The organism is Helicobacter pullorum NCTC 12824, from assembly GCF_017979475.1.
GTDB lineage: Bacteria > Campylobacterota > Campylobacteria > Campylobacterales > Helicobacteraceae > Helicobacter_D > Helicobacter_D pullorum.
In genome coordinates this window covers 141,381-165,601 of record NZ_JAERIT010000003.1, presented here as the reverse complement: position 1 = coordinate 165,601, position 24,221 = coordinate 141,381, and the positions used below count along the sequence as shown (strand labels likewise).

17 protein-coding genes, 2 tRNA genes, 3 rRNA genes and 2 pseudogenes are annotated in these 24,221 nt (G+C 38.4%); 10 read left to right on the top strand and 14 right to left on the bottom strand.

The window, feature by feature from the left end; translation table 11 throughout:
* Positions 1 to 242: 242 nt before the first annotated feature.
* On the top strand, positions 243 to 3,071 hold the full coding sequence (locus JJQ98_RS03480; RefSeq protein WP_151104858.1) for an autotransporter outer membrane beta-barrel domain-containing protein: 2,829 nt from the start codon (positions 243 to 245) through the stop codon (positions 3,069 to 3,071).
* A gap of 9 nt (positions 3,072 to 3,080) precedes the next feature.
* Positions 3,081 to 3,203: a hypothetical protein gene (locus tag JJQ98_RS08890; RefSeq protein ID WP_281728920.1), complete on the top strand. Its 123-nt coding sequence runs from the start codon at positions 3,081 to 3,083 to the stop codon at positions 3,201 to 3,203.
* A gap of 56 nt (positions 3,204 to 3,259) precedes the next feature.
* Here the strand turns inward: JJQ98_RS08890 and JJQ98_RS03475 are convergent, their stop codons facing one another.
* Positions 3,260 to 3,688 carry a winged helix-turn-helix transcriptional regulator gene (locus JJQ98_RS03475; protein WP_151104857.1) on the bottom strand — a complete coding sequence of 143 codons (429 nt, stop codon included), beginning with the start codon at positions 3,686 to 3,688 and terminating at the stop codon, positions 3,260 to 3,262.
* 152 nt (positions 3,689 to 3,840) lie between these two features.
* On the opposite strand from JJQ98_RS03475, the gene JJQ98_RS03470 reads away from it, so the two are divergent.
* The 6 genes from JJQ98_RS03470 to JJQ98_RS03445 all read left to right on the top strand — a co-directional run bounded on the left by JJQ98_RS03470 (position 3,841) and on the right by JJQ98_RS03445 (position 8,844).
* Positions 3,841 to 4,686, top strand: coding sequence for an aldo/keto reductase (locus JJQ98_RS03470; protein WP_151104856.1), 846 nt, complete (start codon positions 3,841 to 3,843; stop codon positions 4,684 to 4,686).
* Between the two features lie 9 nt (positions 4,687 to 4,695).
* Positions 4,696 to 5,280 (top strand): NAD(P)H-dependent oxidoreductase, encoded by a 585-nt coding sequence (locus JJQ98_RS03465; RefSeq protein ID WP_151104855.1) that lies wholly within the window; start codon positions 4,696 to 4,698, stop codon positions 5,278 to 5,280.
* Between the two features lie 103 nt (positions 5,281 to 5,383).
* Positions 5,384 to 6,649 carry an MFS transporter gene (locus JJQ98_RS03460; RefSeq protein WP_151104854.1) on the top strand — a complete coding sequence of 422 codons (1,266 nt, stop codon included), beginning with the start codon at positions 5,384 to 5,386 and terminating at the stop codon, positions 6,647 to 6,649.
* A 167-nt stretch (positions 6,650 to 6,816) separates the two neighbouring features.
* On the top strand, positions 6,817 to 7,338 hold the full coding sequence (locus JJQ98_RS03455; protein WP_210670775.1) for a Rid family hydrolase: 522 nt from the start codon (positions 6,817 to 6,819) through the stop codon (positions 7,336 to 7,338).
* Positions 7,335 to 8,204, top strand: a complete 870-nt coding sequence (locus JJQ98_RS03450) for an arginase family protein (protein WP_151104853.1) — start codon at positions 7,335 to 7,337, stop codon at positions 8,202 to 8,204. The genes JJQ98_RS03455 and JJQ98_RS03450 overlap by 4 nt, the downstream gene beginning before the upstream one ends.
* Positions 8,197 to 8,844: a LysE/ArgO family amino acid transporter gene (locus JJQ98_RS03445; protein WP_247596670.1), complete on the top strand. Its 648-nt coding sequence runs from the start codon at positions 8,197 to 8,199 to the stop codon at positions 8,842 to 8,844. Before JJQ98_RS03450 ends, JJQ98_RS03445 begins: the two co-directional genes overlap by 8 nt.
* Positions 8,845 to 8,949: 105 nt before the next feature.
* On the opposite strand, the gene JJQ98_RS03440 is transcribed toward JJQ98_RS03445, so the two are convergent.
* From JJQ98_RS03440 to JJQ98_RS03390, 11 genes and pseudogenes are all read right to left on the bottom strand, one after another.
* Entirely contained in the window at positions 8,950 to 9,375 is a 426-nt protein-coding gene (locus JJQ98_RS03440; protein WP_151104852.1) for a MerR family transcriptional regulator, read from the bottom strand.
* Between the two features lie 55 nt (positions 9,376 to 9,430).
* Positions 9,431 to 9,913: an NAD(P)H-dependent oxidoreductase gene (locus JJQ98_RS03435; RefSeq protein WP_151104851.1), complete on the bottom strand. Its 483-nt coding sequence runs from the start codon at positions 9,911 to 9,913 to the stop codon at positions 9,431 to 9,433.
* Between the two features lie 23 nt (positions 9,914 to 9,936).
* Complete coding sequence (locus JJQ98_RS03430) at positions 9,937 to 10,098, bottom strand: hypothetical protein (protein ID WP_170252207.1); 162 nt, start codon at positions 10,096 to 10,098, stop codon at positions 9,937 to 9,939.
* A pseudogene (locus JJQ98_RS03425) lies at positions 10,055 to 11,039 on the bottom strand (aldo/keto reductase). The gene JJQ98_RS03430 and the pseudogene JJQ98_RS03425 overlap by 44 nt, the downstream one beginning before the upstream one ends.
* 658 nt (positions 11,040 to 11,697) lie before the next feature.
* Positions 11,698 to 11,813 (bottom strand): 5S ribosomal RNA (rrf, locus tag JJQ98_RS03420).
* A 171-nt stretch (positions 11,814 to 11,984) separates the two neighbouring features.
* Positions 11,985 to 14,869 (bottom strand): 23S ribosomal RNA (locus tag JJQ98_RS03415).
* A gap of 199 nt (positions 14,870 to 15,068) precedes the next feature.
* Positions 15,069 to 15,144 (bottom strand) — tRNA-Ala (locus tag JJQ98_RS03410).
* Positions 15,145 to 15,149: 5 nt separating this feature from the next.
* A tRNA-Ile gene (locus tag JJQ98_RS03405) sits at positions 15,150 to 15,226 on the bottom strand.
* A gap of 108 nt (positions 15,227 to 15,334) precedes the next feature.
* Positions 15,335 to 16,832: ribosomal RNA gene (locus JJQ98_RS03400) — 16S ribosomal RNA — on the bottom strand.
* Together the 16S, 23S and 5S rRNA genes with 2 tRNA genes alongside form the textbook arrangement of a ribosomal RNA operon.
* 571 nt (positions 16,833 to 17,403) lie before the next feature.
* The gene (locus JJQ98_RS03395; RefSeq protein ID WP_151104926.1) at positions 17,404 to 18,543 is read right to left on the bottom strand and encodes a hypothetical protein; all 1,140 of its coding nucleotides are present in this window, start codon (positions 18,541 to 18,543) and stop codon (positions 17,404 to 17,406) included.
* Between the two features lie 20 nt (positions 18,544 to 18,563).
* A pseudogene (locus JJQ98_RS03390) lies at positions 18,564 to 20,062 on the bottom strand (MBOAT family O-acyltransferase).
* A gap of 193 nt (positions 20,063 to 20,255) precedes the next feature.
* On the opposite strand from JJQ98_RS03390, the gene nhaA reads away from it, so the two are divergent.
* The gene (nhaA, locus tag JJQ98_RS03380; protein ID WP_054198236.1) at positions 20,256 to 21,437 is read left to right on the top strand and encodes a Na+/H+ antiporter NhaA; all 1,182 of its coding nucleotides are present in this window, start codon (positions 20,256 to 20,258) and stop codon (positions 21,435 to 21,437) included.
* Here nhaA and pseI read toward each other — a convergent pair.
* A complete protein-coding gene (gene pseI / locus JJQ98_RS03375; RefSeq protein ID WP_151104925.1) occupies positions 21,415 to 22,425 on the bottom strand; it encodes a pseudaminic acid synthase in 1,011 nt (336 codons plus the stop codon). The genes nhaA and pseI overlap by 23 nt on opposite strands.
* Before the next feature lie 66 nt (positions 22,426 to 22,491).
* Between pseI and JJQ98_RS03370 the strand changes: the two genes are divergently transcribed.
* A complete protein-coding gene (locus tag JJQ98_RS03370) occupies positions 22,492 to 22,839 on the top strand; it encodes a hypothetical protein (RefSeq protein ID WP_151104924.1) in 348 nt (115 codons plus the stop codon).
* Here JJQ98_RS03370 and JJQ98_RS03365 read toward each other — a convergent pair whose 3' ends face one another.
* Positions 22,840 to 24,123: a coproporphyrinogen III oxidase family protein gene (locus tag JJQ98_RS03365; RefSeq protein ID WP_005022246.1), complete on the bottom strand. Its 1,284-nt coding sequence runs from the start codon at positions 24,121 to 24,123 to the stop codon at positions 22,840 to 22,842.
* Positions 24,124 to 24,221 lie beyond the last annotated feature (98 nt).

Sequence of the window (24,221 nt, the reverse complement as noted above, 5' to 3'; positions counted from 1 at the left end):
CTTTATGCAGCATTACACAAAGCTTGTAATGCTCTTGTGCCAAGCATAGAGATTCTTAGATTTTAGAATCTCCCAAACTCGCCAGAGAATCCCTTACTTTAGCAAGATTGCAAAGGATTTTATTTGCATAACTTAGGGCTAACTTTAAGCTAGCTTATTATAAAATAATATTTTTTTATGTTTTAATATTTTTAGTTTAAAATTTTATTAACTTTGATAAGAATTTTAGAGGAGTTATTTATATGAGAAAATTTCTGATTCTATCTTTGGCTTGCAGCTCAGCATTAGCAGTAAATAATGGAGATACTTGGGCGGGAAGTTTTAAAGAGAGTAATGTAACATTAAATGATGGGGATAGTATTAATGTAACTTTGCAAAGAGACCCAAACTTCCAAGATAATAGAGGAAATAATTTTGGTTATAACGGTGGAACAAATTTTGAATATTCGACAAATTCAGGCAATTCAACTTTGGTATTAAAAAAAGACCCCAACACCAATACAGCTTCAGGCAAACATTTGTCATTCTACCATAATCAAGGGCAAAAAATTCAAGTTAATGAAAGAAGTCACTTAATAATAGATATGGATAGTAGGACAAGTGATGGAGGTTTTATAGTTAATGGTAATATTATAGCTAATGGTGGAACAATTGACATAAAAAATGTAAATGCTATGGATATGCAACATAATGCAAATATCGTGGTGCAAAATGGCGGAATCTTAAATATAAGTGGTGTAAATAGACTCATTATGACCTCCACAAATAATGCTCCGACTTTAAAAAATGATGGTGGAATTATCAACATTGATACAAGTTTATACAACTACAATAAACAAGAGGGCTATACTAGACCCAATAATGGTGGATATATTTTGCAAAATAGTGGAACTACTACCATAACCGGCTCTTTATATAATGCAGGCTTTGATAATGTAGTCTCAAATGGCGCAAGAAAAGATGCTCTTATTGAAATCAAAGGTGGAATTTTTGAAGTTAAGGGAAATTTTGAAAATGGGAATCACGATTCAAGCCGCTATTATGACTATTTTGGACAAGGAACACTAAACGCTTCAGGCGATTCTGAAGTGATTGTCGGAAATGATTTTATCAGTGACGCACAAGGAGAGGATTTAGCAGGGGGAGGGGTGCTTTATCACTCTTCTGTAAATCTCTCTGATAATGCGATTTTGAGAGTTGGAAATTCTTTCAAAGCTTATCGTAGCGATATTTCATTGACAGATTTATCAAGCATTTACACAAAGAATTTTTTCCTAGATACAACTGCTAATATCAAATTTATCGGCGGTGGTAGTGGATTTGGCTCTATCAATGCTTCTAATTCTGCAACTTTTGATGGCGGTGTGGAGTTTAAGCTCGCTAATCCTTTGATGCAAACCGATAATAAAACCTATCTAATTTTGGACACGCCTAGCCTAAATGGGACAAGCTTACAAGAGGGCAAAGTCGAGGTGATTGGCTCTAGCGGAGGAACGATTAATAATGCCGAGATTGTAAAAGTGGGCGATAAATATTATTTAAGTTTTAATGGTGCGATACCCCCTATAGACCCCGATATAGGTGGAGGCGATGGCAGTGGTGGCTCAGGTGGAGATTCTGGAAATGGAGGTAGCGATGGCGGAAATACCGGAGGTGGTGGAGAAACCGGCGGTGATTCTGGCGATTCTGGGAATGGAGGAAATCAAGGCGGAGATGGACAAGGTGGCAATGAAGGTGGAGAACCCGGGAATGGTGGTGATTCTGAAGGCGATTCTAATGGCGATAACTCTGATGGAAATCAAGGCGATGGAGAAACTGGGGGAGATTCAGGACAAGGAGGGAATCCGGGCGGAAGCGGTGATTCTGATGCAGATAATCCCGATGATGAGAATCAAGGCGGTGATAATAACGGCGATTCTGGAAATGGAGGAAATCAAGGAAGTGGCGATTTAGGCGGCGGAAGTGAGAGTGGAGGGGACAACCCACAAAAGCCTAATCGCCCAACTTCTAATAATCCTGTTTATAACGCTATTTATGAAGCTTTGGTAGGGAAAGGCGGAATCATCGATGATGAGGCGACTTTGCACAAAGCAACACAAACAATAGAAAAGCAACTTGACCACATCAAAGAAGGTCCTAAATCCTATCAAGGCTCGGTAATGCACCACAATATGCTAGGGCGAATCGCCCATACGACAAGGACTCAATACGCACTTAATTCGCAACAAAAATACGCAAGCATTGCTGGGGATTATGTGAGAATGCCTTATTTTGAAAAAGAAGAAACTAAAAACAATGTGTATGTGAATGTGTTAGCTGGGTATTCCCATTATAAAGATAGCGATACTTCAGATTATGGAATCAATTTTGGTTATGATAAAGAGATAAAAGATAGCTTTTTTGGCGGAATCTACGGCTCTGTGAGCAAACGCAATATGAAAGCTGAGAATATGGACCTCGATGGATATAATTATAATATCGGTTTGTATGGGAGGAGCCATTTAACCAAAGCAGTGGAACTTGATATGCTTGGATACTATACAAATTCCCAAAGTGAATACACAAGGACTTTTGCAGGGATTGGAAATAATACAGCCTCTTATGATACGCACAATATTGGCTTTCAAGCAAGACTTGGATATCGAGTGAAGTTTGAAAATGGGCATAGCTTAAAGCCTTATATTGGATTTTTTGGAAGTTATTATCATATGCCACAATACAGAGAAAATGGGAATGTCCTGCCCATAACAAGAAGCGAAAATGACTTTATGAATCTCTATGGTGCTGTGGGTGTGGAATACCGCAAAATCAATGAAAATGGCGGTTCTTTTTTTGTAGCAATAGAGGGGGTTCAAGGGAAGCCGGTTTTTGGCGATAAGGATTATGAAGTGAGAATGGGAGTTTCCAGAATCAAATATGAAAATGAAGAGGAGTTTTTTGGGTCAGTTTTTGCAGGGGCTAATTTGCCTATTAGCGAAAATTGGGATTTGAGTGCGACTGTTATGGCACAAGCTTATGATAATGGGCTTACTTCTGTGAGCGGTAGTGTCGGGCTTAGGTATGCTTTCTAAATTAGGGGGTTGATTTCTAAGAGAGCTAGCATTTTAGGCTTTGTAGATTCTTCTTATAGGAAGTTTATGGATTTCAAAAAAGGCAAAAAGAGTAGAATCAAAGCAGAAAGGGCAGAATCAAGGCTGTGCTAATTGTATTTTTTTGAATCTACTTTGAAATATTTGCCTTTGTATATTTATCTAAGCATTTATTTGGGGCAGTTAGTTTTATCGGGCAATTCACTTTTGTGTATATCTTCAACACCGCAAGCCTCATAATACCCCTGCGACCAAGCACATAGAGATTCTATCACAGGCTTTAGAGCCTCTCCTAATCTTGTGAGTGAATACTCCGTCTTTGGCGGCACGACAGGATAGAGTGTGCGGGTGATGATACCATCAGATTCTAGCTCTTTTAGCTGTTGAGAAAGCATTTTAGGCGTGGCGTTTGGCAGGGCTTTAGCAATTTGGTTGTATCGCAATGCCCCTTTCATCAAATGATAAATAATCATTATTTTATACTTGCCTCCAATCATCGCAATCCCCGCTTCTATCGTGCAATGATAAGATTCTAACTTTTGTCTTTTTTCTTCTGTGATATCTAAGTGAATTTCTGAATCTTTTTTGCGTTTTGCCATAATATACTCCAACATTGAAACTATGTAATTAAACTATGTAAAAGTATAGTATATTACATAAATGATATTATATTACAAAAAAGTGCATTCTTGACACAAAAATATTAAAAAGATTATAATTTCATCACAAATTTCAAGTTCAAGGAAACACAATGCAAACCATCACTTTAAATAATGGTGTAAAAATGCCAATCTTAGGCTATGGCGTTTTTCAAATCGACCCAAAAGAAACACAAAAATGCGTAGAAGATGCTCTAGAAGTGGGGTATCGCCTCATCGATACTGCCGCAGCGTATAGAAATGAAGAAGCCGTAGGTGCAGCAATCAAATCAAGTGGGATAAAACGCGAAGAGCTTTTTATCACTACAAAGCTTTGGATTGATGATGTGAGCGAGGCACAAGCAATAAAAGCCTTTGAATCTTCAATGCAAAAATTAGGACTAGAGTATCTTGACCTCTATCTTATCCACCAACCCTATAACGACCTCTATGGGGCATGGCGAAGCTTAAGCAAACTCTATAAAGAAGGCAAAATCAAAGCCATTGGAGTAAGTAATTTTTATAGCGATAGAATCACGGATTTTTGCCTTCATAATGAGATTATCCCTGCACTTAATCAAATAGAATGCCACCCGTTTTTTCAAAAGCAAGAGGAGCAAAAAATCCTAAAAGAATATGGCATTGCTATGCAATCGTGGGCGTCCTTTGCTGAAGGGAAAAATGATATTTTTACAAACTCTACTTTGCAAAATATCGGGGCAAAATATGGCAAAAGCGTGGCACAAGTGATTTTACGCTGGCTTATCCAAAGAGAAATCGCAGTGATTCCAAAGACTTTACGCAAAGAGCGTATGAGAGAGAATTTTAATGTTTTTGACTTTGAGCTAGATTCTAGCGATATGGAAATGATTGCAAAACTCGATGAAAATAAAACCTACTTTATAAACCACAGAGATGTGGAAAGTGTGAAAATGCTTGCTAATTATATGAAACAATAAGGAAAAACTATGCAAACAATACTTTTATTAAATGGCGGTAAAGCCTTTGGTGAATCTGGTGGTAAGCTTAATGAGGCACTGCATAATGTAGCAAAAGAGACTTTAGAATCTCTAGGGCTAAAGGTGCTTGAGACGCATATAGACAAGGGTTATGAGGTGGAAGCCGAACTCCAAAAGCTCCTAGATTCTGATGTATGGATATGGCAGTTTCCGGGCTGGTGGATGGGTGAGCCATGGATTGTGAAAAAATACATAGATGAAGTGCTGTATGCTGGACATACCAAGCTCTATGCCAATGATGGCAGAAGTAAGCAAGATCCTAGTAAAAAATATGGTAGTGGGGGACTAGCACAGGGCAAACAATATCTCTTTGGCACAACTTGGAATGCACCCCTAGAAGCATTTACAGAATCTGGGCAGTTTTTTGAATCTCAAGGCATTGATGGATTGCTTTTCCATTTGCATAAGGCACACGAATTTATGGGTATGCAGGCTTTACCTAGCTTTATGTGTAATGATGTGCATAAAGACCCAGATTTTGAAAAATACAAAGCAGATTATAAGACACATTTGCAAAAAGTGTTTGCCCTATAACTAAGCCCATTGTGCATTTATCTTGTTAATGCGTCCCTTTAAATGGTATTGTGGATTATTTTGTATTATAATTTCATCTTAAAATAAATGCACAGGAAGCAAAATGGCAAAACTCAAAAAAGATGAAATCAAAGTCCTAGGCTTAAGCTCACTTGGCGGAATGCTGGAGTTTTATGACTTCATTATTTTTGTATTTTTTACGCAAGTGATTTCTAGCCTCTTTTTCCCAAGCACACTTAGCCCCTTTTGGGCAAGCATAAATACCTATGGAGCATTTGCAGCGGGCTACTTTGCAAGACCCTTAGGTGGGATCATTATGGCACATTTTGGGGATAAAAGCGGACGCAAAAAGATGTTTATGCTCTCTATTTTGCTTATGGTGATTCCAACCTTTGCACTAGGGCTTATGCCAACCTTTGAAAGTATCGGCTATGCTGCACCTATCGCCCTTTTGGTAATTCGAATCTTGCAAGGCATTGCTATTGGTGGAGAGCTACCAGGAGCGTGGGTATTTGTCTATGAGCATAGCAATCAACAATCACTAGGCTTTCATCTTGGAATCTTTACAAGTGCTGTAGTTTCTGGAATCTTGCTTGGCAGTATCGTTACGCTTGCAGTCAATGCGAGTTTTACTCAAGAAGAGATTTGGGAATACGCATGGCGGATACCCTTTATCCTTGGGGGGATTTTTGGGATTATCTCACTCTTTTTGCGAAAATTTTTGAATGAAACGCCAGTATTTCAAGAGATTCTAGCCCTCAAGCAAACACAGAATCTCCCTATCAAAGAAGTGTTTAGAACTTCACAATTTAGCGTGATAAAATCCTTTTTTAGCACTTGGATTTTGACAGGCTGTGTCGTGATAACCGTGCTTTTGACCCCAAATCTCTTAGGCGAAGTGTTTAACCTCAATCCCATCTCAAAAGTCATCTATCAAATTATCGCGATATTTTTTCTTGCTTCTGGCAATGTCTTTGCAGGGATTATTAGCGATAAGCTTGGAGTGGCAAGGGTGAGTTTGCTTTTTGGCATTGCTTTGGCGGTATTTGCCTTAGGCTTTTATTGCAGTGTAAATTATGGGAATATGCCTCTTGATGTGCTATTGCTTTTATACTATCTTATGGCATTTAGTGCGGGGCTTATGGTTTTTACGCCCATTGTGATGACACAAAGCTTCCCAGCAACTATCCGATATAGCGGAATTTCCTTTGCATATAATATTTCTTATGCTCTCTTTGGTGGGCTAACGCCTATATTTTTTGCATGGGCAAAGGAAAGCGGACAGATTCTAGCACTTGGTTGGTATATGGTGCTTTTGGGAATCTTAACAGTAATAATTGGCAAAATACACAAAAAACAAATATCATAAAAGTTGTTATTTTGGCATTATGCAAAGTTATTGATAAACTATATCTTTTTAACTTTCCAAAAGTATAGTATATTACAAATTTTATAGTTTATTACAAAAAAGTGCATATTTACTTTATTGATAGAATTTGCTACCATTGTGCTTTATGTTGATACAAAGGTTTTAGAATGCACAAGCACACAATGCAGATTCTGCATAGTTTTACATTATTTGTTGGCATACAGATTCTAAGTTTTCACGCATTTGCAAAGGAGGTAGTAATGAGCGAATCAAAAAAGCAAGGCATAATGGTGCATAACCCAAAAGGTGCAATTGGTAATAATTTCAAAGAATCTGGGGCTAGCACGGCGGTTATCATAGATGATAAGATTATAAAGATTTCAGGGCAAGGCGGCTGGGATAGAGATTTTAACTTCCCACATAAAGAGCTAAAAGATGAGATTAATCAAGCCTTTGAAAATGTCGGCTTTGTCTTAGAATCTGCTGGGAGTAGCTGGAGTGAAGTATATAGCGTAACGATATATCTCACAGGCAAGATAACAGATGAGATAAATGAGCTTATGGCTTCTCAATTTAAAAAGCGTTGTCAAATACCACCACTATGGACTATGGTGCAAGTCGCTGGGCTTGGATTACCACAAATGCGTGTGGAAGTCGTGGTAGAGGCATATAAAGGGGCTAGAAAATGAACACCTTAAGACTACTCTATCCGCAATGGCAAGGCGGTGATATAGCAAGATTAGTGCCGGAGCTAAGTAAAAAGGATTCTAGCTTGGGCTATTATTTGGGTGCGGAGCTTTTGGAGTTTTTAGCCCCTAAAAATATAACTAGCAAAACCGCCAAAGTGCCTATCTCGCTTGAATATCCAAAATCTGGCGTGCGAGAATCCAAAAATGGCATTTTAAACTATGATGAGATTGTTGCGCAAAGCAAGGCGGCATTAGAGATTTTAAACACACAAAAGCCTGATAAGATTCTAACACTTGGGGGTGAGTGTTCTGTATCTATCGTGCCTTTTAGCTATCTTGCACACAAATATAGCGACGATGTGGCTATCGTGTGGATAGATGCACATAAGGATTTGAATCTACAAGGCGATAGTTATGAGGGATACCACGCTATGGCGTTAGCAGCTTGTTTTGGGCTGATTGACACAGATGGCATAGCTAGAATTTTACCCGCTCATTTTAGCCCTAAAGATTCTATCCTTGTGGGTGTGCGAGACTTTGAGGGCAAAAAAGAGCGATGTGAGGAAATAGGGGTAAAATACTTAAGCCCAGAGGAATCAAGAGATTCTACAAAGCTCTTAGAATGGCTTAAAAGCAGAGGCAAATCTAAGGTGGTGGTGCATTTTGACTTAGATGTGCTAGATCCTAGTGAGCTTATAATGGCGGTTGGCGTAGTAGAAAACGGGCTAAAGATAGCCGAGGTAGTAAATCTCATCAATGCCATAAACACAAACTATGATTTAGTAGGACTAAGCATAGCCGAGCATATGCCAAGGGTGGCGATAAAGCTAAGAAATATGATGAGGGAGCTGCCGTTATTTGAATAATGCAATGAATCTCTCTATCTTATTACAAGGTTTTGCGCTCTCTTTTTCGCTCTTTGCAGCCATTGGGGCACAGAATGTCTTTGTGCTAAAACAAGGCATTATGAAAAACCATATCCTTGCTGTTTGTCTTGTGTGCATAGCGTGTGATGTAGTGCTTATCGCACTTGGCGTATTTGGTGTAGCAGGAATTTTTAGTCAAAACCCCTATCTTACTATCACTCTTGGTGCTTTGGGGACTTTATTTGTGCTAAGCTATGGACTTTTGGCACTTAAATCCGCTTTTAAAACAAAAGCATTAAAAAGCCTTAGCCCAGATTCTCGCACAACCTCGCTAAGTAGTATTATTTTACAAACCCTTGCTATCACGCTATTAAATCCCCATGTGTATATCGATACTATAGTTGTGATAGGGGCGTATTCACTGACTTTGGATTCTGCACAAAAAATCATATTTTATGTTGGGGCAATGAGTGCATCATTGATGTGGTTTGCAAGTCTTGGGTTTTTTTCTCACAAAGCAAGGCTATGGTTTCAAACACCCAAAACTTGGGCAATTGTAGATTTTATCACCGCTCTTATTATGTTTGGCATAGCCTATGGACTTTGGAGATTTACATTAGCCCAACTCTCATTGATTTGAAATCCTATTGAATGCCATAAATTCATTTTTGCTTCTATTTAATCACTAAGGCTGCTTAAATACACAAACTCTAGCTACAAAATCATACGATAAAGACAAATAGCCCTAGAATTTCACCCTTTTCTTGCGTTTGACATATTCTTGATTAAGAGGATTTATATCATCTTTTTGCTTGGCTATCATTTCTTTGTAATATGCTACCTTATAATCAAGCTTTTCTAGCACTACTTGAAGCTTTTCTATATCATCAAGCGTTTTTTGCCTCTGTCTTTGGATAATCTTTAATCGCTCTTGTGCGCTGCTCTCGCCCTTAGCACATAGTGTAATGTAATGCTTGATATCCTCTATACTCATACCAATTTGGCGATAGCAGTCTATCCAAAACACCCACTGCACATCTTTTTCGCTAAAATACCGCACGCCATTGCTATCCTTTTGTACAAAAGGAAAAAGCCCCTTATCCGCCCAAAATCTAAGCGTCCTAGAGGCTACGCCCGTCTTTCTCTCTACTTCGATGATTGTGTATGCCATACGCTCTCCTTAGTGTTTAAATGCAGTAATTGCTATAAATGCCCACCTAAGCATTTCAGCCCAACAAATACTTTTTATACTCCTCAAATGGCAAGGCATTAAAGCTTTCTGCATAGATACAAAAGGGTGGTTTTATACGCATAGCTCTTCGCTCAAAACCATAATATATAGGCTTTAATAACTCCTCTATACTTGCATTGCTACCCTCATAATCGCTTTTATGTCCGCCCATTGTGGTAATCACACCAAAGGCTTTATCTGCAAAGATAGGCTCTCTATAAATAGGAGTTAGAACCTCGTCCTGCCAATGCTTTAGCAAGGCTGGGACGCTATACCAAAAAAGCGGAAATTGCCATATAATGCTTTGTGCCTCTCTAACAAGATTTATTTGAGCCTTTGTATCGATGTGATAGTCTGGATACAAGAGGCTAAGATTTTGCACACATACAGAATCTAGCGTACTTGCCTCCTCTATCAATGCCTTATTTACCACAGAATCTTTAAAATAACTATGTGCGAAAAGTAGTAGTGTTTGCATTGTCGCTCCTTAAATAGTGTAATTTATGTGTAGCTTAGCTTTCTATTTTTGCCCTGCTTTTCTAGCCATTTGCTATGCCAACTTACGCTTACTTGCTTCATATCAACTTGCTTGATTGCTAATTTGGCATTATTGCTAGCCCTATTTACCAACTCTTTTTGCCGCATCGCTGCTATATCGCTCACCGACAATCTTTATAGAATCTAACTTACTATTGATAGAATCTAGCTCTTTTTGACTGAGGCTTACACCTAGTGTGCCTAAATTCTCATCTAGTCTCTCAAAGCTAGTAGTGCCAAAGATAGGCACGATATAGGGCTTTTGGGCGAGATTCCATGCTAGGGCGATTTGAGCCTTTGTAGCGTTTTTAGCTTGTGCTATACCCTCTAGCTCATCTATTAGGGCTAGATTAGCTTTTATATTTTCTTGGTTAAATCGTGGCACCGTGCTTCTAAAATCATCACTCTTAAAGCTAGAATTAGCATCAAATCTCCCACTTAAAAAGCCCTTGCCTAGCGGGCTAAATGCCACAAAGCCAATGTCTCGCTCTTCTAGGACATTAAAAAGCTCCTTTTCTGGCTCACGCCACCACATCGAATATTCGCTCTGAATTGCAGTGAGTGGAAAGACGCTATGGGCTTTCTTTATAGTCTCTATACCCGCCTCACTAAGCCCCCCAAGCCTTGATTTTGCCTTGTTTATGAAATTCTGCCATAAGATTTGCCACCTCCTCAATGGGTGTGTTCGTATCAACTCTATGCTGATAATACAAATCTATACATTCTATGTTAAGTCGCTTCAAACTCCCCTCTATGCTCTTTTTAATCACATCAAGGGAGCTATTTACGATTTGCCTTTTATCCTCTATTGACATAGTAATGCCAAATTTCGTAGCCACCACGATTTTATCCCTAAAGCCCTTAATTGCACTGCCTACAAGCTCCTCATTTGTGTAGGGTCCATACACTTCGGCAGTATCAAAAAAGTTAATACCCCTATCATAAGCTTTTGCGATAAGCTCACGCATCTCTTTAACATCTTTTGGCTTACCATAGCCATAGCTCATACCCATACAGCCAAGCCCCAAGGCACTTACTTCTAAATCTCTTAATTTTCGCTTTTGCATTCTTTGTCCTTAATATAGAATAAAATGACATTATAAAACCTGACACCTAGTGTCTGTCAAGAGGAAATAATGAAAGAAGTGTAATATTTATCCAACACCATCAAGCACTATCAAGAAGGACTATTATATACAAATGCGTAGCAGAGGGGTGAGAATATAAAAAAGGGCTTTGCTTGAAGTCTCGATAAGTATTGCCACTTTCATTAAATAAAGATAAGACATAATACATCTTGTGTAATCCAACCACATTAGGCCATAATTGTAGCTCACTTCACAAGAAAAGGAATTTTATGAGAGTATTTAAAGAGTTAGTTAAAGGCTTATTTGCCCCCCCCCCCCCATACACTATAAGAATTAGGATTGTTTGACATTTTGGGTCCTTTATAAGATATTTAAATTTACAAACAAAGAAAAACATTTTTAAAAGAAATTTTAAAAGAGATTCTTTGATTTATAAATTCATAAAAGATATTATACTACTAAATTTAGATAAAGTTGATAAAATAAAAATAAAATAATTGCAATAAAGAGATAGGGTAGTTTTATAAAATATTTAATCTCAATATCAAACAAGAATAAGCAATTAGAAAGATTAGAGTAAATATAGATATTAAGAGCAATTTTGAAAGATATACCCATTGTTCTTTTTACACTCTCATCTCCGCACCGTCCTACTTTACCACATCTGAAAGTTGCAGTATCATCAGCGAAGAAGAGCTTAACTTCTAGGTTCGGAATGGAGCTAGGTGGAACCTCTTCTCTATTAGCACGAAGATGACAATGTAAAAAACCTATAATCTGTTTCCTATATTCATTTAAAAGATAAAATTAAAAAATTTAAATCCTATTCTTCTAAATCTCTATAAGAAATAACTATCACTTTGTTTCACTAAGATTAACTTTAGAGTGTATTTACACTCATTAAGGCAGTGGCTTTAAAGTCTTTATATTAAGCCAAACGGTCTATTAGTAGTAGTCAGCTAAACATATTACTATGCTTACACCCCTACCCTATCAAGCAGGTAGTCTTCCTGCGACCTTCAGGGAAAGTTCATCTTGGAGTTGGCTTCACGCTTAGATGCTTTCAGCGTTTATCACATCCATACGTAGCTACGCTGCGATGCCCATAGCAGGACAACAGCTACACCAGTGGTATGTCCATCCCGGTCCTCTCGTACTAGGGACAGATCTCCTCAACTTTCCTACGCCCACGGCAGATAGGGACCGAACTGTCTCACGACGTTCTGAACCCAGCTCGCGTACCGCTTTAAATGGCGAACAGCCATACCCTTGGGACCTGCTCCAGCCCCAGGATGCGATGAGCCGACATCGAGGTGCCAAACCTCCCCGTCGATGTGAGCTCTTGGGGGAGATCAGCCTGTTATCCCCGGGGTACCTTTTATCCTTTGAGCGATGACCCTTCCACACAGAATCACCGGATCACTATGACCGACTTTCGTCTCTGCTTGACTTGTTTGTCTTACAGTCAGGCTGGCTTATGCCATTACACTCTACAAATGATTTCCAACCATTTTGAGCCAACCTTTGCAAGCCTCCGTTACTTTTTAGGAGGCGACCGCCCCAGTCAAACTACCCACCAGGCATTGTCCTACTTGAGGATAACTCAAGCTAGTTAGCAGACAGAAACATTAAGGGTGGTATCTCAACGGTGGCTCCATCTCTACCAGAGTAAAGATTTCATAGCCTCCCACCTATGCTGCGCATAATGCTCCCATCGGCAGTGCCAAGCTGTAGTAAAGGTCCACGGGGTCTTTCCGTCTTGCCGCGGGTAGGAGGAATTTTCACCTCCACTACAATTTCACTGAATCACTCTTTGAGACAGCTCCCATCTCGTTACGCCATTCATGCAGGTCGGTATTTAACCGACAAGGAATTTCGCTACCTTAGGACCGTTATAGTTACGGCCGCCGTTTACTCGGGCTTCAATTCAAAGCTTCACATTGCTGCTGACTAATCCTCTTAACCTTCGAGCACCGGGCAGGCGTCACACCTTATACTTCCTCTTACGAGTTGGCAAAGTGCTGTGTTTTTGGTAAACAGTCGGGAGGGACTCTTTGCTGAGACCTAATTGCTTAGGCACACCTTATCGCGAACTTACGGTGTTAGTTTGCAGAGTTCCTTAAAGAGAGTTCTTTCACGCGCCTTAGAATACTCATCTCATCTACCTGTGTCGGTTTGCGGTACGGGCAACATTAGCTAAACTTAGAAGCTTTTCTTGGCACGACGATCTTAACAATTCCCCTATCCATCCGAAGACTTCAAAGGGCCTGTTGGGTTTGGGATACGGGAGCGGATTTGCCAATCTCCTAACTTGCACCCTTCGGCTAGCATTTCTATCGGCTAACTTGTCTTGACCCTATGCGTCCCTCCATCGCACACTAATGTTGGTATTGGAATATTAACCAATTTTCCATCGACTACCCCTTTCGGACTTGTCTTAGGACCCGACTAACCCTACGATGACGAGCATAGCGTAGGAAACCTTAGATTTACGGCGAAGTGGATTCTCACCACTTTTATCGCTACTCATTCCTGCATGCTCACTTCACACCGCTCCACCACTCCTTACCGGTATGGCTTCAACGCTGATGTGAACGCTCTTCTACCACTGTGCATCAGCACAATCTACAACTTCGGTGTCTATCTTAGCCCCGTTATATTTTCAGCGCAAAATCACTAGACCAGTGAGCTGTTACGCTATCTTTAAAGGATGGCTGCTTCTAAGCCAACCTCCTGGTTGTCTAAGTAACTTCACATCTTTTTCCACTTAGAATAGAACTTTGGGACCTTAGTTGGTAGTCTGGGTTGTTCCCCTTTAGACGATTGATTTTATCACCCACCGCCTGACTCCCAAGATACGGTAATAGGTATTCGTAGTTTGACAGGGGTTGGTACCGCGGTGAGCAGCCCTAGCCCAATCAGAGCTCTACCCCCTATTACTATCACTTGAGGCTATACCTAAATATATTTCGAAGAGAACCAGCTATCACTGAGTTTGATTGGCCTTTCACCCCTATCCACAGCTCATCCCAACCCGTTTCAATGGGTACGAGTTCAGTCCTCCGGTGGGTGTTACCCCACTTTCAACTTGGCCATGGATAGATCACTCAGCTTCGGGTCTGCAGCATCTGACTTAATCGCCCTTTCAGACTCGCTTTCGCTACGGCTTCACATTAGTTTAACCTTGCCAGATACCACAACTCGCAGGATCATTATGCAAAAGGCAGTCCATCACCCTGATAAATCATAGGGCTCTGAATGATTGTAGGCAAATGGTTTCAGGTTCTATTTCACTCCGCTCACTGCGGTTCTTTTCACCTTTCCCTCACGGTACTGGTTCGCTATCGGTGTAGTAGTAGTATTTAGGGTTGGAGGGTGGTCCCCCCAGCTTCAGCCCGGATTTCACGTGTCCTGACCTACTCTGGATCCTGCTACCTAGCAATACTCTTTCATATACGGGACTATCACCCTCTATGGCTATCCTTTCCAGAATGTTCTATTAAAGTATTGCAGTGGATGTTGCAGTCCTCAACCCCAGATGCAAGCATCTGGTTTGCCCTATTCCCCTTTCGCTCGCCGCTACTAAGAGAATCTCGTTTGATTTCTTTTCCTCTAGTTACTGAGATGTTTCACTTCACTAGGTTCGCTCCATTTAAGGTAATATGTATTGCTACATATTGGGTTGCCCCATTCGGAAATCTAGGGATCAAAGCTTCTTGACAGCTCCCCCTAGCTTATCGCAGTCTAGTACGTCCTTCATCGCCTCTACTACCCAAGGCATCCACCATTTGCCCTTCACAAGCTTAACTGACTTTATATTCTAACGCCACTGCCTTAATGAATGTAATATACAATTACAAACTTTAAGGCAAATCTTTAGTTATTATTTGCGTGATTGTAGTTATTTACTTATTATAGGCTTGAACAATGAGTTGTTAAATAACATAGACTTTTTAAAGTCTAATGTGAATTTTAAAACCAAATAAAACTCACATTAGACTTTTATATTGGTGGAGAATAGCGGGATCGAACCGCTGACCTCCTGCGTGCAAAGCAGGCGCTCTCCCAGCTGAGCTAATTCCCCAACAATGGTGGGCTTAGGAGGACTTGAACCTCCGACCTCACCCTTATCAGGGGTGCGCTCTAACCACCTGAGCTATAAGCCCCTCTTTTTAACAAAGATTTTTGCACTTAAAGCTAGAAATAATCTCTGAAAACTAAGCAGGAAAGAATTACATTCAACTAAATAAATGAATATTTAGTTATTTCTCTTGAAAGGAGGTGATCCAACCGCAGGTTCACCTACGGTTACCTTGTTACGACTTCACCCCAGTCGCTGCATCCGCCGTGGGCGGTAACTAGTTTAGTATTCCGACTTAAGGCGAATACAACTCCCATGGTGTGACGGGCGGTGAGTACAAGACCCGGGAACGTATTCACCGCAACATGGCTGATTTGCGATTACTAGCGATTCCAGCTTCATGTAGTCGAGTTGCAGACTACAATCCGAACTGAGAGATGTTTTAGAGATTGGCTCCACTTCACAGTATTGCTTCTCTTTGTACACCCCATTGTAGCACGTGTGTAGCCCTAGGCGTAAGGGCCATGATGACTTGACGTCATCCTCACCTTCCTCCTCCTTACGAAGGCAGTCTCCTTAGAGTGCTCAGCCGAACTGCTAGCAACTAAGGACGAGGGTTGCGCTCGTTGCGGGACTTAACCCAACATCTCACGACACGAGCTGACGACAGCCGTGCAGCACCTGTTTTCAAGCTCTGGCAAGCCAGCACTCCGCTATCTCTAGCAGATTCTATCAATGTCAAGCCTAGGTAAGGTTCTTCGCGTATCTTCGAATTAAACCACATGCTCCACCGCTTGTGCGGGTCCCCGTCTATTCCTTTGAGTTTTAATCTTGCGACCGTACTCCCCAGGCGGAATGCTTAATGCGTTAGCTGCATTACTGCAAGGACAAGCCTCACAACAACTAGCATTCATCGTTTAGGGCGTGGACTACCAGGGTATCTAATCCTGTTTGCTCCCCACGCTTTCGCGCATCAGCGTCAGTAATGTTCCAGCAGGTCGCCTTCGCAATGAGTATTCCTCTTGATCTCTACGGATTTTACCCCTACACCAAGAATTCCACCTACCTCTCCCATACTCTAGAGTAGTAGTTTCAAATGCAGTTCTATGGTTAAGCCATAGGATTTCACATCTGACTTACTACCCCGCCTACGCGCTCTTTACGCCCAGTGATTCCGAGTAACGCTTGCACCCTCCGTATTACCGCGGCTGCTGGCACGGAGTTAGCCGGTGCTTATTCGTTAGATACCGTCATTATCTTCTCTAACAAAAGGAGTTTACAATCCGAAAACCTTCATCCTCCACGCGGCGTTGCTGCTTCAGGGTTTCCCCCATTGAGCAATATTCCCTACTGCTGCCTCCCGTAGGAGTCTGGACCGTGTCTCAGTTCCAGTGTGTCCGATCACCCTCTCAGGCCGGATACCCGTCATAGCCTTGGTGAGCCATTACCTCACCAACAAGCTGATAGGACATAGGCCAATCCCTTAGCGAAAAACTTTCCCCCGTAGGGAGTATCTAGTATTAATCACCGTTTCCAGTGGCTATCCCAGACTAAGGGGCATGTTACCTATGCATTACTCACCCGTGCGCCACTAATCCACTTCTAGCAAGCTAGAAGCTTCATCGTTCGACTTGCATGTATTAGGCACGCCGCCAGCGTTCACTCTGAGCCAGGATCAAACTCTCCATAAAAATAATATAGGATTAGTTTGTCCTAAAATCTCAAAATCTCTGTTTATAGATTTGTGGTTTTAAATAAAAACTACAAAGTAATAAATGAGTTTATGTTGTATCTTAATTGATTTTAGAAATAAAAAGATTTTTAGTAATTCTTTTTACTCCTGCTTAGTTGTCAAAGATCATTTTAACTTTAAATATCCAACAAGTTTATCAAATGTATTGAATATATCTTTCAAATACTATGAATTGGCTCATTACTATTTATGAGTTAAAGAACATCTTTTCAACATTTTTACAATAAACTAAAATTTAACGCTTTTTATTAAAAGGTTAAAACATTAAGTTGTATTGCTCAATTAGAGGGTTGCTCTAACAAAAAATGCAAAAAAGGAAATGGAATTATATCAGCTAAAGCTTAAGGGAAGTTGAAATTATTTTATCTTAGTTAAATTTATCAAAAAAAAAGGGGGGGGGGATTCTACTTCAAGCCATTCATAAGGATTACTAGATTATCACGCCATTTGCTTACTAGCTTTTCTTGCTTTTTACAAATCTTTAGATGATGACAAAGTCAAAATTTATCTTACTGAATTGTCTTTGCTTTTTCTATAAAAGGCTTTAAATCATAATTTTTAATCTTATCTTCCATTGCTTTGAGATAAGAATCTATATTATTAGAATCCAAAATATGCTTCCCTTGCTTAATAGAATCTAAATGCAAAGAATTCATATCTACATTATAATGTGTAAAGTCTATGTAATTAGCAATATCATCTGCATAATCTAAAGTATCAAAACCATAAATTTTAGCATTAGGGTATTTTTCTAACTCTTGGACAAACCATTTGAGGTTTAATGCCCTATTATAGAAAGCTTTGTTGTCAAAATTATCACTCCCTATACGATAGCTCAACCTCGAATAAGTTGGCACAATAAAATAAAATTTCGTTTGAGGATTTTCTGCTACAAAGTCTAACACATAAGTTTGGATATAGCTTCTTTGTTTTTCCAAATCAAAATTATCTTTTTTGACAACAAAAGGAGTATCTTTGATATTTTTCAACATTGCAATTGTTTCTTTTTTGCCATATTTCAACCATTTTTCAAACCCTCCAAACAATTGTTTAGCATCTTCATAATCAAACCATTTTAATAACTCCTCCAATCCTTTATTGCCAGTGCAATCTTTGCTTTCCCTCCAAGCTAATGCACACAAAATAAATCTATCATTCAAATAAATTTTAAAATCATCTAAAGGATTCTCATCATATAAATAATCAAATCTGCTTGAATCTTTTATAGAGTCAATTGTAAAACTTTCCAAAGAGTAAATAATTTTTTGGGGCTTCTTATACCTAAATAAATATTCTAAAATCACCGCCCTTTCATTATAGGCACTACCATACAAAGAAAGATTCACCCACTTCCCACCTAGCTTTTCCCCAGCTTCTTTAGCCGAAGTATTCTCAAGCATTGAAGTTCCAAGAATCACCGAATCAAAATCATAATTCCAAATAATCCCTCTTGCAGCCAATCGCATATCGCCAAAAAAGGTTGTCTCTCTAAAAATAGGCTTATGGAAAAGTTGCAATGGATCATAAAGCCACAAGATTCCAAATAAAACTACCACCACAGGAAGTGGAATCAAACACGCCCCAAATACAAATTGTTTGGGACTTAGCTTCTTCTGTAAAAAATTATTTAAGCCATTCTGGATTCTCATATACACTCCCCACTTACTTTTTAAAAATTAAAATAGATAAACTCCACATAAGGAGTAACCGCCATTGTAAATAAGGAAATATATAAACACAATGTTGCAATAATCATATTTTTAAAATCGAGTCTGAATGTCTCTAGCTTTTGGATACTATTAGAACAAAACAAAACTATAATAAACGAAATAACAATAAAAAACACTGTTTCATTTCTCCCCTCAATCTGCACTAGAAGTTTTGGGATATGTCTTGCCTTCTCTGGCAATTCCACCCAAACAACTCCAAACATTCCCTTAAGTAAGTTTATTGCTCCACTTAGATTCTCGCTTCTAAAGAAAATCCAGCTTAGATTCACAAAATTAAAAGTCAAAAACCAACAAAATATCTTATAAATCCGACTTTCCCTAAATCTCCATTGCTCCACAAATCCACTATAAACTCTATGAATCACCATAGCAGCCCCATGCAAACTGCCCCAAATTATAAATCCAAAGCCTGCTCCATGCCAGATTCCACTCAAAAAAGCCACGACAAAAAGATTCCGCAAAGTCAGCCATTTGCCCAAACGATTCCCGCCCAAAGGAATATAAAGATAATCCCTCAAAAATCGCCCCAAAGTAATATGCCATCGCCTCCAAAAATCCGCTATATTCAAAGCTTTGTAAGGGGAGTTGAAATTAATAGGCAGCATTATCCCAAAGAGCAATCCAAGTCCTATTGCCATATCACAATATCCACTAAAATCAAAGTAGAGTTGGAAAGTATAAGAAAGGGAAGTTGCCCAAGATTCAAAGAAATTCAAAATCTTCCCACTCTCCACAATACTAAAGCCATTGTTTGCCCATTTTGCAAAAGAATCAGCTACATAAACCTTCTTAAAAAGCCCAATGGAAAAAATAAACATTCCTTTTGCAATCATCACAGAATCAATTAATTTTTGATTTTCATTAGCTTTGAATTGTGGCATCATTTCTTTGTGATGCACGATAGGTCCTGCGATTAATTGCGGGAAAAAGGTAATAAACAAACAATAATCCACAAAATCAATTTCTCGCGATTCTTCTTGTAAATCCGCAACATCAATCTTTTTATAACAATCTACCAAAAAAGCAATTTGCTGAAAAGTAAAAAAAGAAATCGCTAAAGGCAGAACAATATGTGGAAGTGGAATCTCAAAATCCAAATTCAAAACTTGAGAGAGAAGATTGAAATTTTCTAAGAAAAAATCTGTGTATTTAAAAAAGCCTAAAAGCCCGAGGTTAAAAACAATACCGCTAGTTAGGTAATATTTAGCCCCCCCCCCCCGCTACTTTTTAAAATCACTTTTGCAATCACATAATTTACAACTATGGAACCCATCAATATAGGCAAATAAAGCACATTCCAAAAAGCATAGAAAAATAAACTACCAAGCACCAAAAAAACATTCGCACCTCTGTGGAGATTAAAATATCTCAATCCATAAAATCCCACAAGCATAACAGGCAAAAAAGCAAAAATAAAAATATATGAGCTAAAAATCATAATTAAGTTATTCCATTACAAGCAAAAAATTAAGCCAAAATTATAACACTTTTAAAACGACAAATCAAAAAATAATTTGCACTTAGCACGGCTTTATGCTAAAATATAATATTGTTGTGGATACATTTTTAGGAACTCTTAAAATACAAATCTTAGACAAAATAAATAATCAATTCATTATTTTGGATATATTATGCTATTAAAACTCAAAAATTTTATACACACTGAAGCTTTTGGTGGAATTTTGCTTATTATTTGCACAGCACTTGCTTTGTTTGTGCAAAATGGTCCTTATGCGATACATTATAGGGATTTTCTAAATCTCAATATGGGCTTTAATATAGGCAACTTTGAACTTAGTAAGCCATTTTTGCTATGGGTTAATGATGGATTGATTTCAATCTTTTTCTTTGCCATTGGGTTAGAACTCAAAAAAGAGTTTGTTTATGGCGATTTTAAGAATCCCAAAAATATTACTTTGCCTTTTGTGGCTGCATTGGGTGGGATTATCATTCCTGCAGCAATTTTCTCCTTGATAAATTTTGGGGATTCTTACACACTCAAAGGCTGGGCTATCCCTACTGCCACTGATACTGCTTTTGCATTAGCCATTTTGATGATGTGCGGGAAACATATTCCAAGCTCTCTTAAAATCTTCCTTCTTTCCTTAGCAATTTTTGATGATGTTGGTGCAATTTTAATCATTGCTCTTTTTTATACTAATGAACTTTCTTTAGCCGCTTTGATTGTATCAAGCATAGCAATTTTTATGATGCTATTACTCAATGTATTTAATATTACTAGAAAGTCTTTTTATTTTATTTGTGCTGTAATTTTGTGGATTAGCGTCCTAAAAAGTGGAGTTCATGCTACTTTAGCGGGCATTATTTCAGCATTCTTTATCCCTATGCAAACCAAAAATGGGGAACCTTTTTTAAAAGAAATTGATGAGAGTCTAAAATTTTGGCTTACCTTTGTTATTTTACCCTTATTTGCCTTTGCAAATGCTGGTGTTAATCTCTCTAAAATCACTCCAGAATTGCTTTTTTCTGGTGTAAGCATTGGTATTTTTTTGGGTCTTTTTGTAGGCAAACAAATTGGCGTCTTTTTATTTGCATACCTAGCCATCAAAGCAAAACTTGCCTCTCTTCCACAAGGGGCGACTTTTAGGCAACTTTATGGGGTTTGTATATTGACAGGCATAGGTTTCACAATGAGTTTATTTATTGATGGTTTAGCCTATGAAGTAAGCGATATTTTTAGCTATGCTGATAATCTCTCTATCCTTATTGCTTCTTTGTGTTCGGGTATTTTTGGCTTTATCTTTTTGCGATTCTTTGCAAAAACTAAACCTATTCCCAATCCCCAAAGCTAAGAGGTTCTCCTCTTTTTAAAGCTTTTTTGGCTTTTTTGCCTACCACTTGATATTTCATTTTGGGGGGGATTCCATATCCGGGACGAATGGAGCGAATTTGATTTTCTTTAATCCTCTCCCCTTTTGCAATATCTTCTACCACAAAAAGTGATCGCATAAACACTCTACCCTCTTTTGATTTTTGGCTTAACTCATAAGATTCTACTCCTAGCAATTCCTCAACTTCTCTAAGTGCCTTTGCCATTGCAGAAAACTCTTGTGGTTCTATGCTAAAAGCACTATCAGGACCGCCTAACCTTTTATCCAAAATAAAATGCTTCTCAATTACCTTTGCTCCAAGACTTGCAGCGACAATCGGGGCGGTGATTCCTAGTGTGTGGTCAGACAATCCAACTTTCACCCCAAAATCTCTCTGCATTTTAGGTATTAAAGATAAATTCGCTTCATTTAATGGAGCAGGATAAGAGCTGGTGCATTGCAACAAAGTAATATCCTTTACTTCTTTTTTGCATACATCAAGTGCCTCTTTTATCTCTTCTTTTGTCGCTATTCCTTTGGATAATATAATTGGCTTTTTGGTTTTTGCCATATATTCAATCAACTCTAAATCCACAATCTCAAAAGAAGCAACCTTATAAATTGGATTCCCTAGCTCTTCCAAAAAATCCACACCTTCTTTGCTAAATGGGCTTGAAAAGCAGATGATACCCAACTCTTTAGCGTATTCAAAAAGATCTTTATGCCACTCCCATGGTGTCATTGCTTCTTGATAAAGCTGATAGAAATTCTTCCCTTCCCACAAAGTCCCTTGAATCTGAAAATATTTTGAATTGCAATTTAATGTCAAACATTCTGGCGTATAAGTTTGCAGTTTAACCGCATCTGCGCCACTCTCTTTAGCAGCTTTGATTGTTTTTAGAGCAATATCCTTACTTTGATGATGATTGGCAGAAAGCTCTGCTACTAAAAAAATTCGATTCTTTTGCATTTTAATTTTCCATTTAAAAATTTTTGTTAAGATTATAACCAAAAAAATATCAAGATAGGTTACCTAATGAAAAAAGCTATTTTTATGTGCAGTTGCATTTTGTTTCTTTGTGGTTGTGATGAATTAGCCCAAAAAGGCACACAAACTTTCCAAAATGCACTAGAAGATTCTGGACTTAAAGACACATTAATAGAACATGGCAAAAAACTAGATGCTTTTTTAGATAGCAACAAAACACAAGAATTTATTGAAAAACAAAATCAAATTTTACAAGAAAGCATAGATGAATTCAAAAGCACTTTGGAGAGCAACACCACAAAAGAACTTCTCCAAAAACAAATGGAAAATCTCAATGAAATGCTTGGAGGGGAATCAAAAAGTCAAGATTCCAACCAAACCATATTTGATTTATAATTACATATCCTCTTCTTTTAGCATAGCACGCGATTCTTCACGCACCCTATCCATACCGATATAAAATTCTTTCATCATTGACAAAAATAAATATTTACCTTGAGTAGTTGGATAATAATCGCCCTCTTTTTTGTAAATATTCCCCGTTATTTTTAAAAACATCAACTCTTTCCACAAATCCCATTCTAAATTTGAATCATACTTCTCTTTAAAAATCTTAGCACTTGCTTTGCCTCCAAAAAGCTCCACCATTAAGCGATATTGAAGCTGTGCTTTTTTGGAATATTTCCTCTCCCTTGCAACTCCCATATTTCCACTATTGATTTTATGTGCGTATTCTTTGAGCGAGAAGGTATTGACATACAAAGTCCCATTTAAAAAGCTAAAAGACCCCGATCCAATCCCCACATACTCATCATTATCCACCACATATTCATCAAAAATTGCACTCCCTTTGTGAGAAAATGCCCAACTTGACAAAGAAGAAAAATCATCCTTCAAAGTTTCCAAGATTTGCTCATATAATTGTGCTTCATTTTGAAGGCTAACTTCCCCTATAGAACGCTTTAAAATACTCTTTACAGAAGGCGAAGACATTAATGGATATAGAGTAACTTGCTCAGGCTTTAAAGCTTTGATAATCTCTAAATCTTTAGCCAACATTTCTTGCGTTTGATTAGGAAAATTAAAAATCAAATCAACATTTAAAATCGGCAAAACTCCAATTGCTTTTTGCAGCTTTTTAATCACCTCTTCACCACTGCCAAATTTATCATATCGCCCCACTTTCTTCAATATTCCATCATCAAAACTTTGCACCCCTACAGATAATCTATCAATCCTGCCTTTAAACATTTCTAATTCTTCTAAATGGATATGATTAGGATCTGATTCACAAGAGACTTCTTTAATATCAAAAAGGCTTTTAGCCAAATCCAAAGTTTTGCACAATTCCTCTGGCATAATCGAAGTCGTCCCACCCCCAACATAAATAGCATTAAAATCATATCCCAACTCTTTTACCATTAGCATTTCTTTACGCAGGGATTCAAAATATGCTTTTGCTTTGTCCTCTTGGAATAAAAAACGATTAAACGAGCAATAAGTGCATAATGTCATACAAAATGGCACATGAATATACAAAAGATAAGATTTTTCTTTGACCTTTTTAGGATTAGGTGGAGGTAGTTTTGTCAAATGAGATGGTTTTAAGCTTAAATATCTATTAGTTGCATAACGCATAATAGAATTAACAACTTTGGTTGAAAAATTTTGCTGTATCATTTACTTCTATCTTTACATTAATATTTTTTTTTTGCGAAAAAGAATTGTAGAGATTCTTTTTTAAGATTAGATTAATTTGCAAGGAAATTTCAAGTACC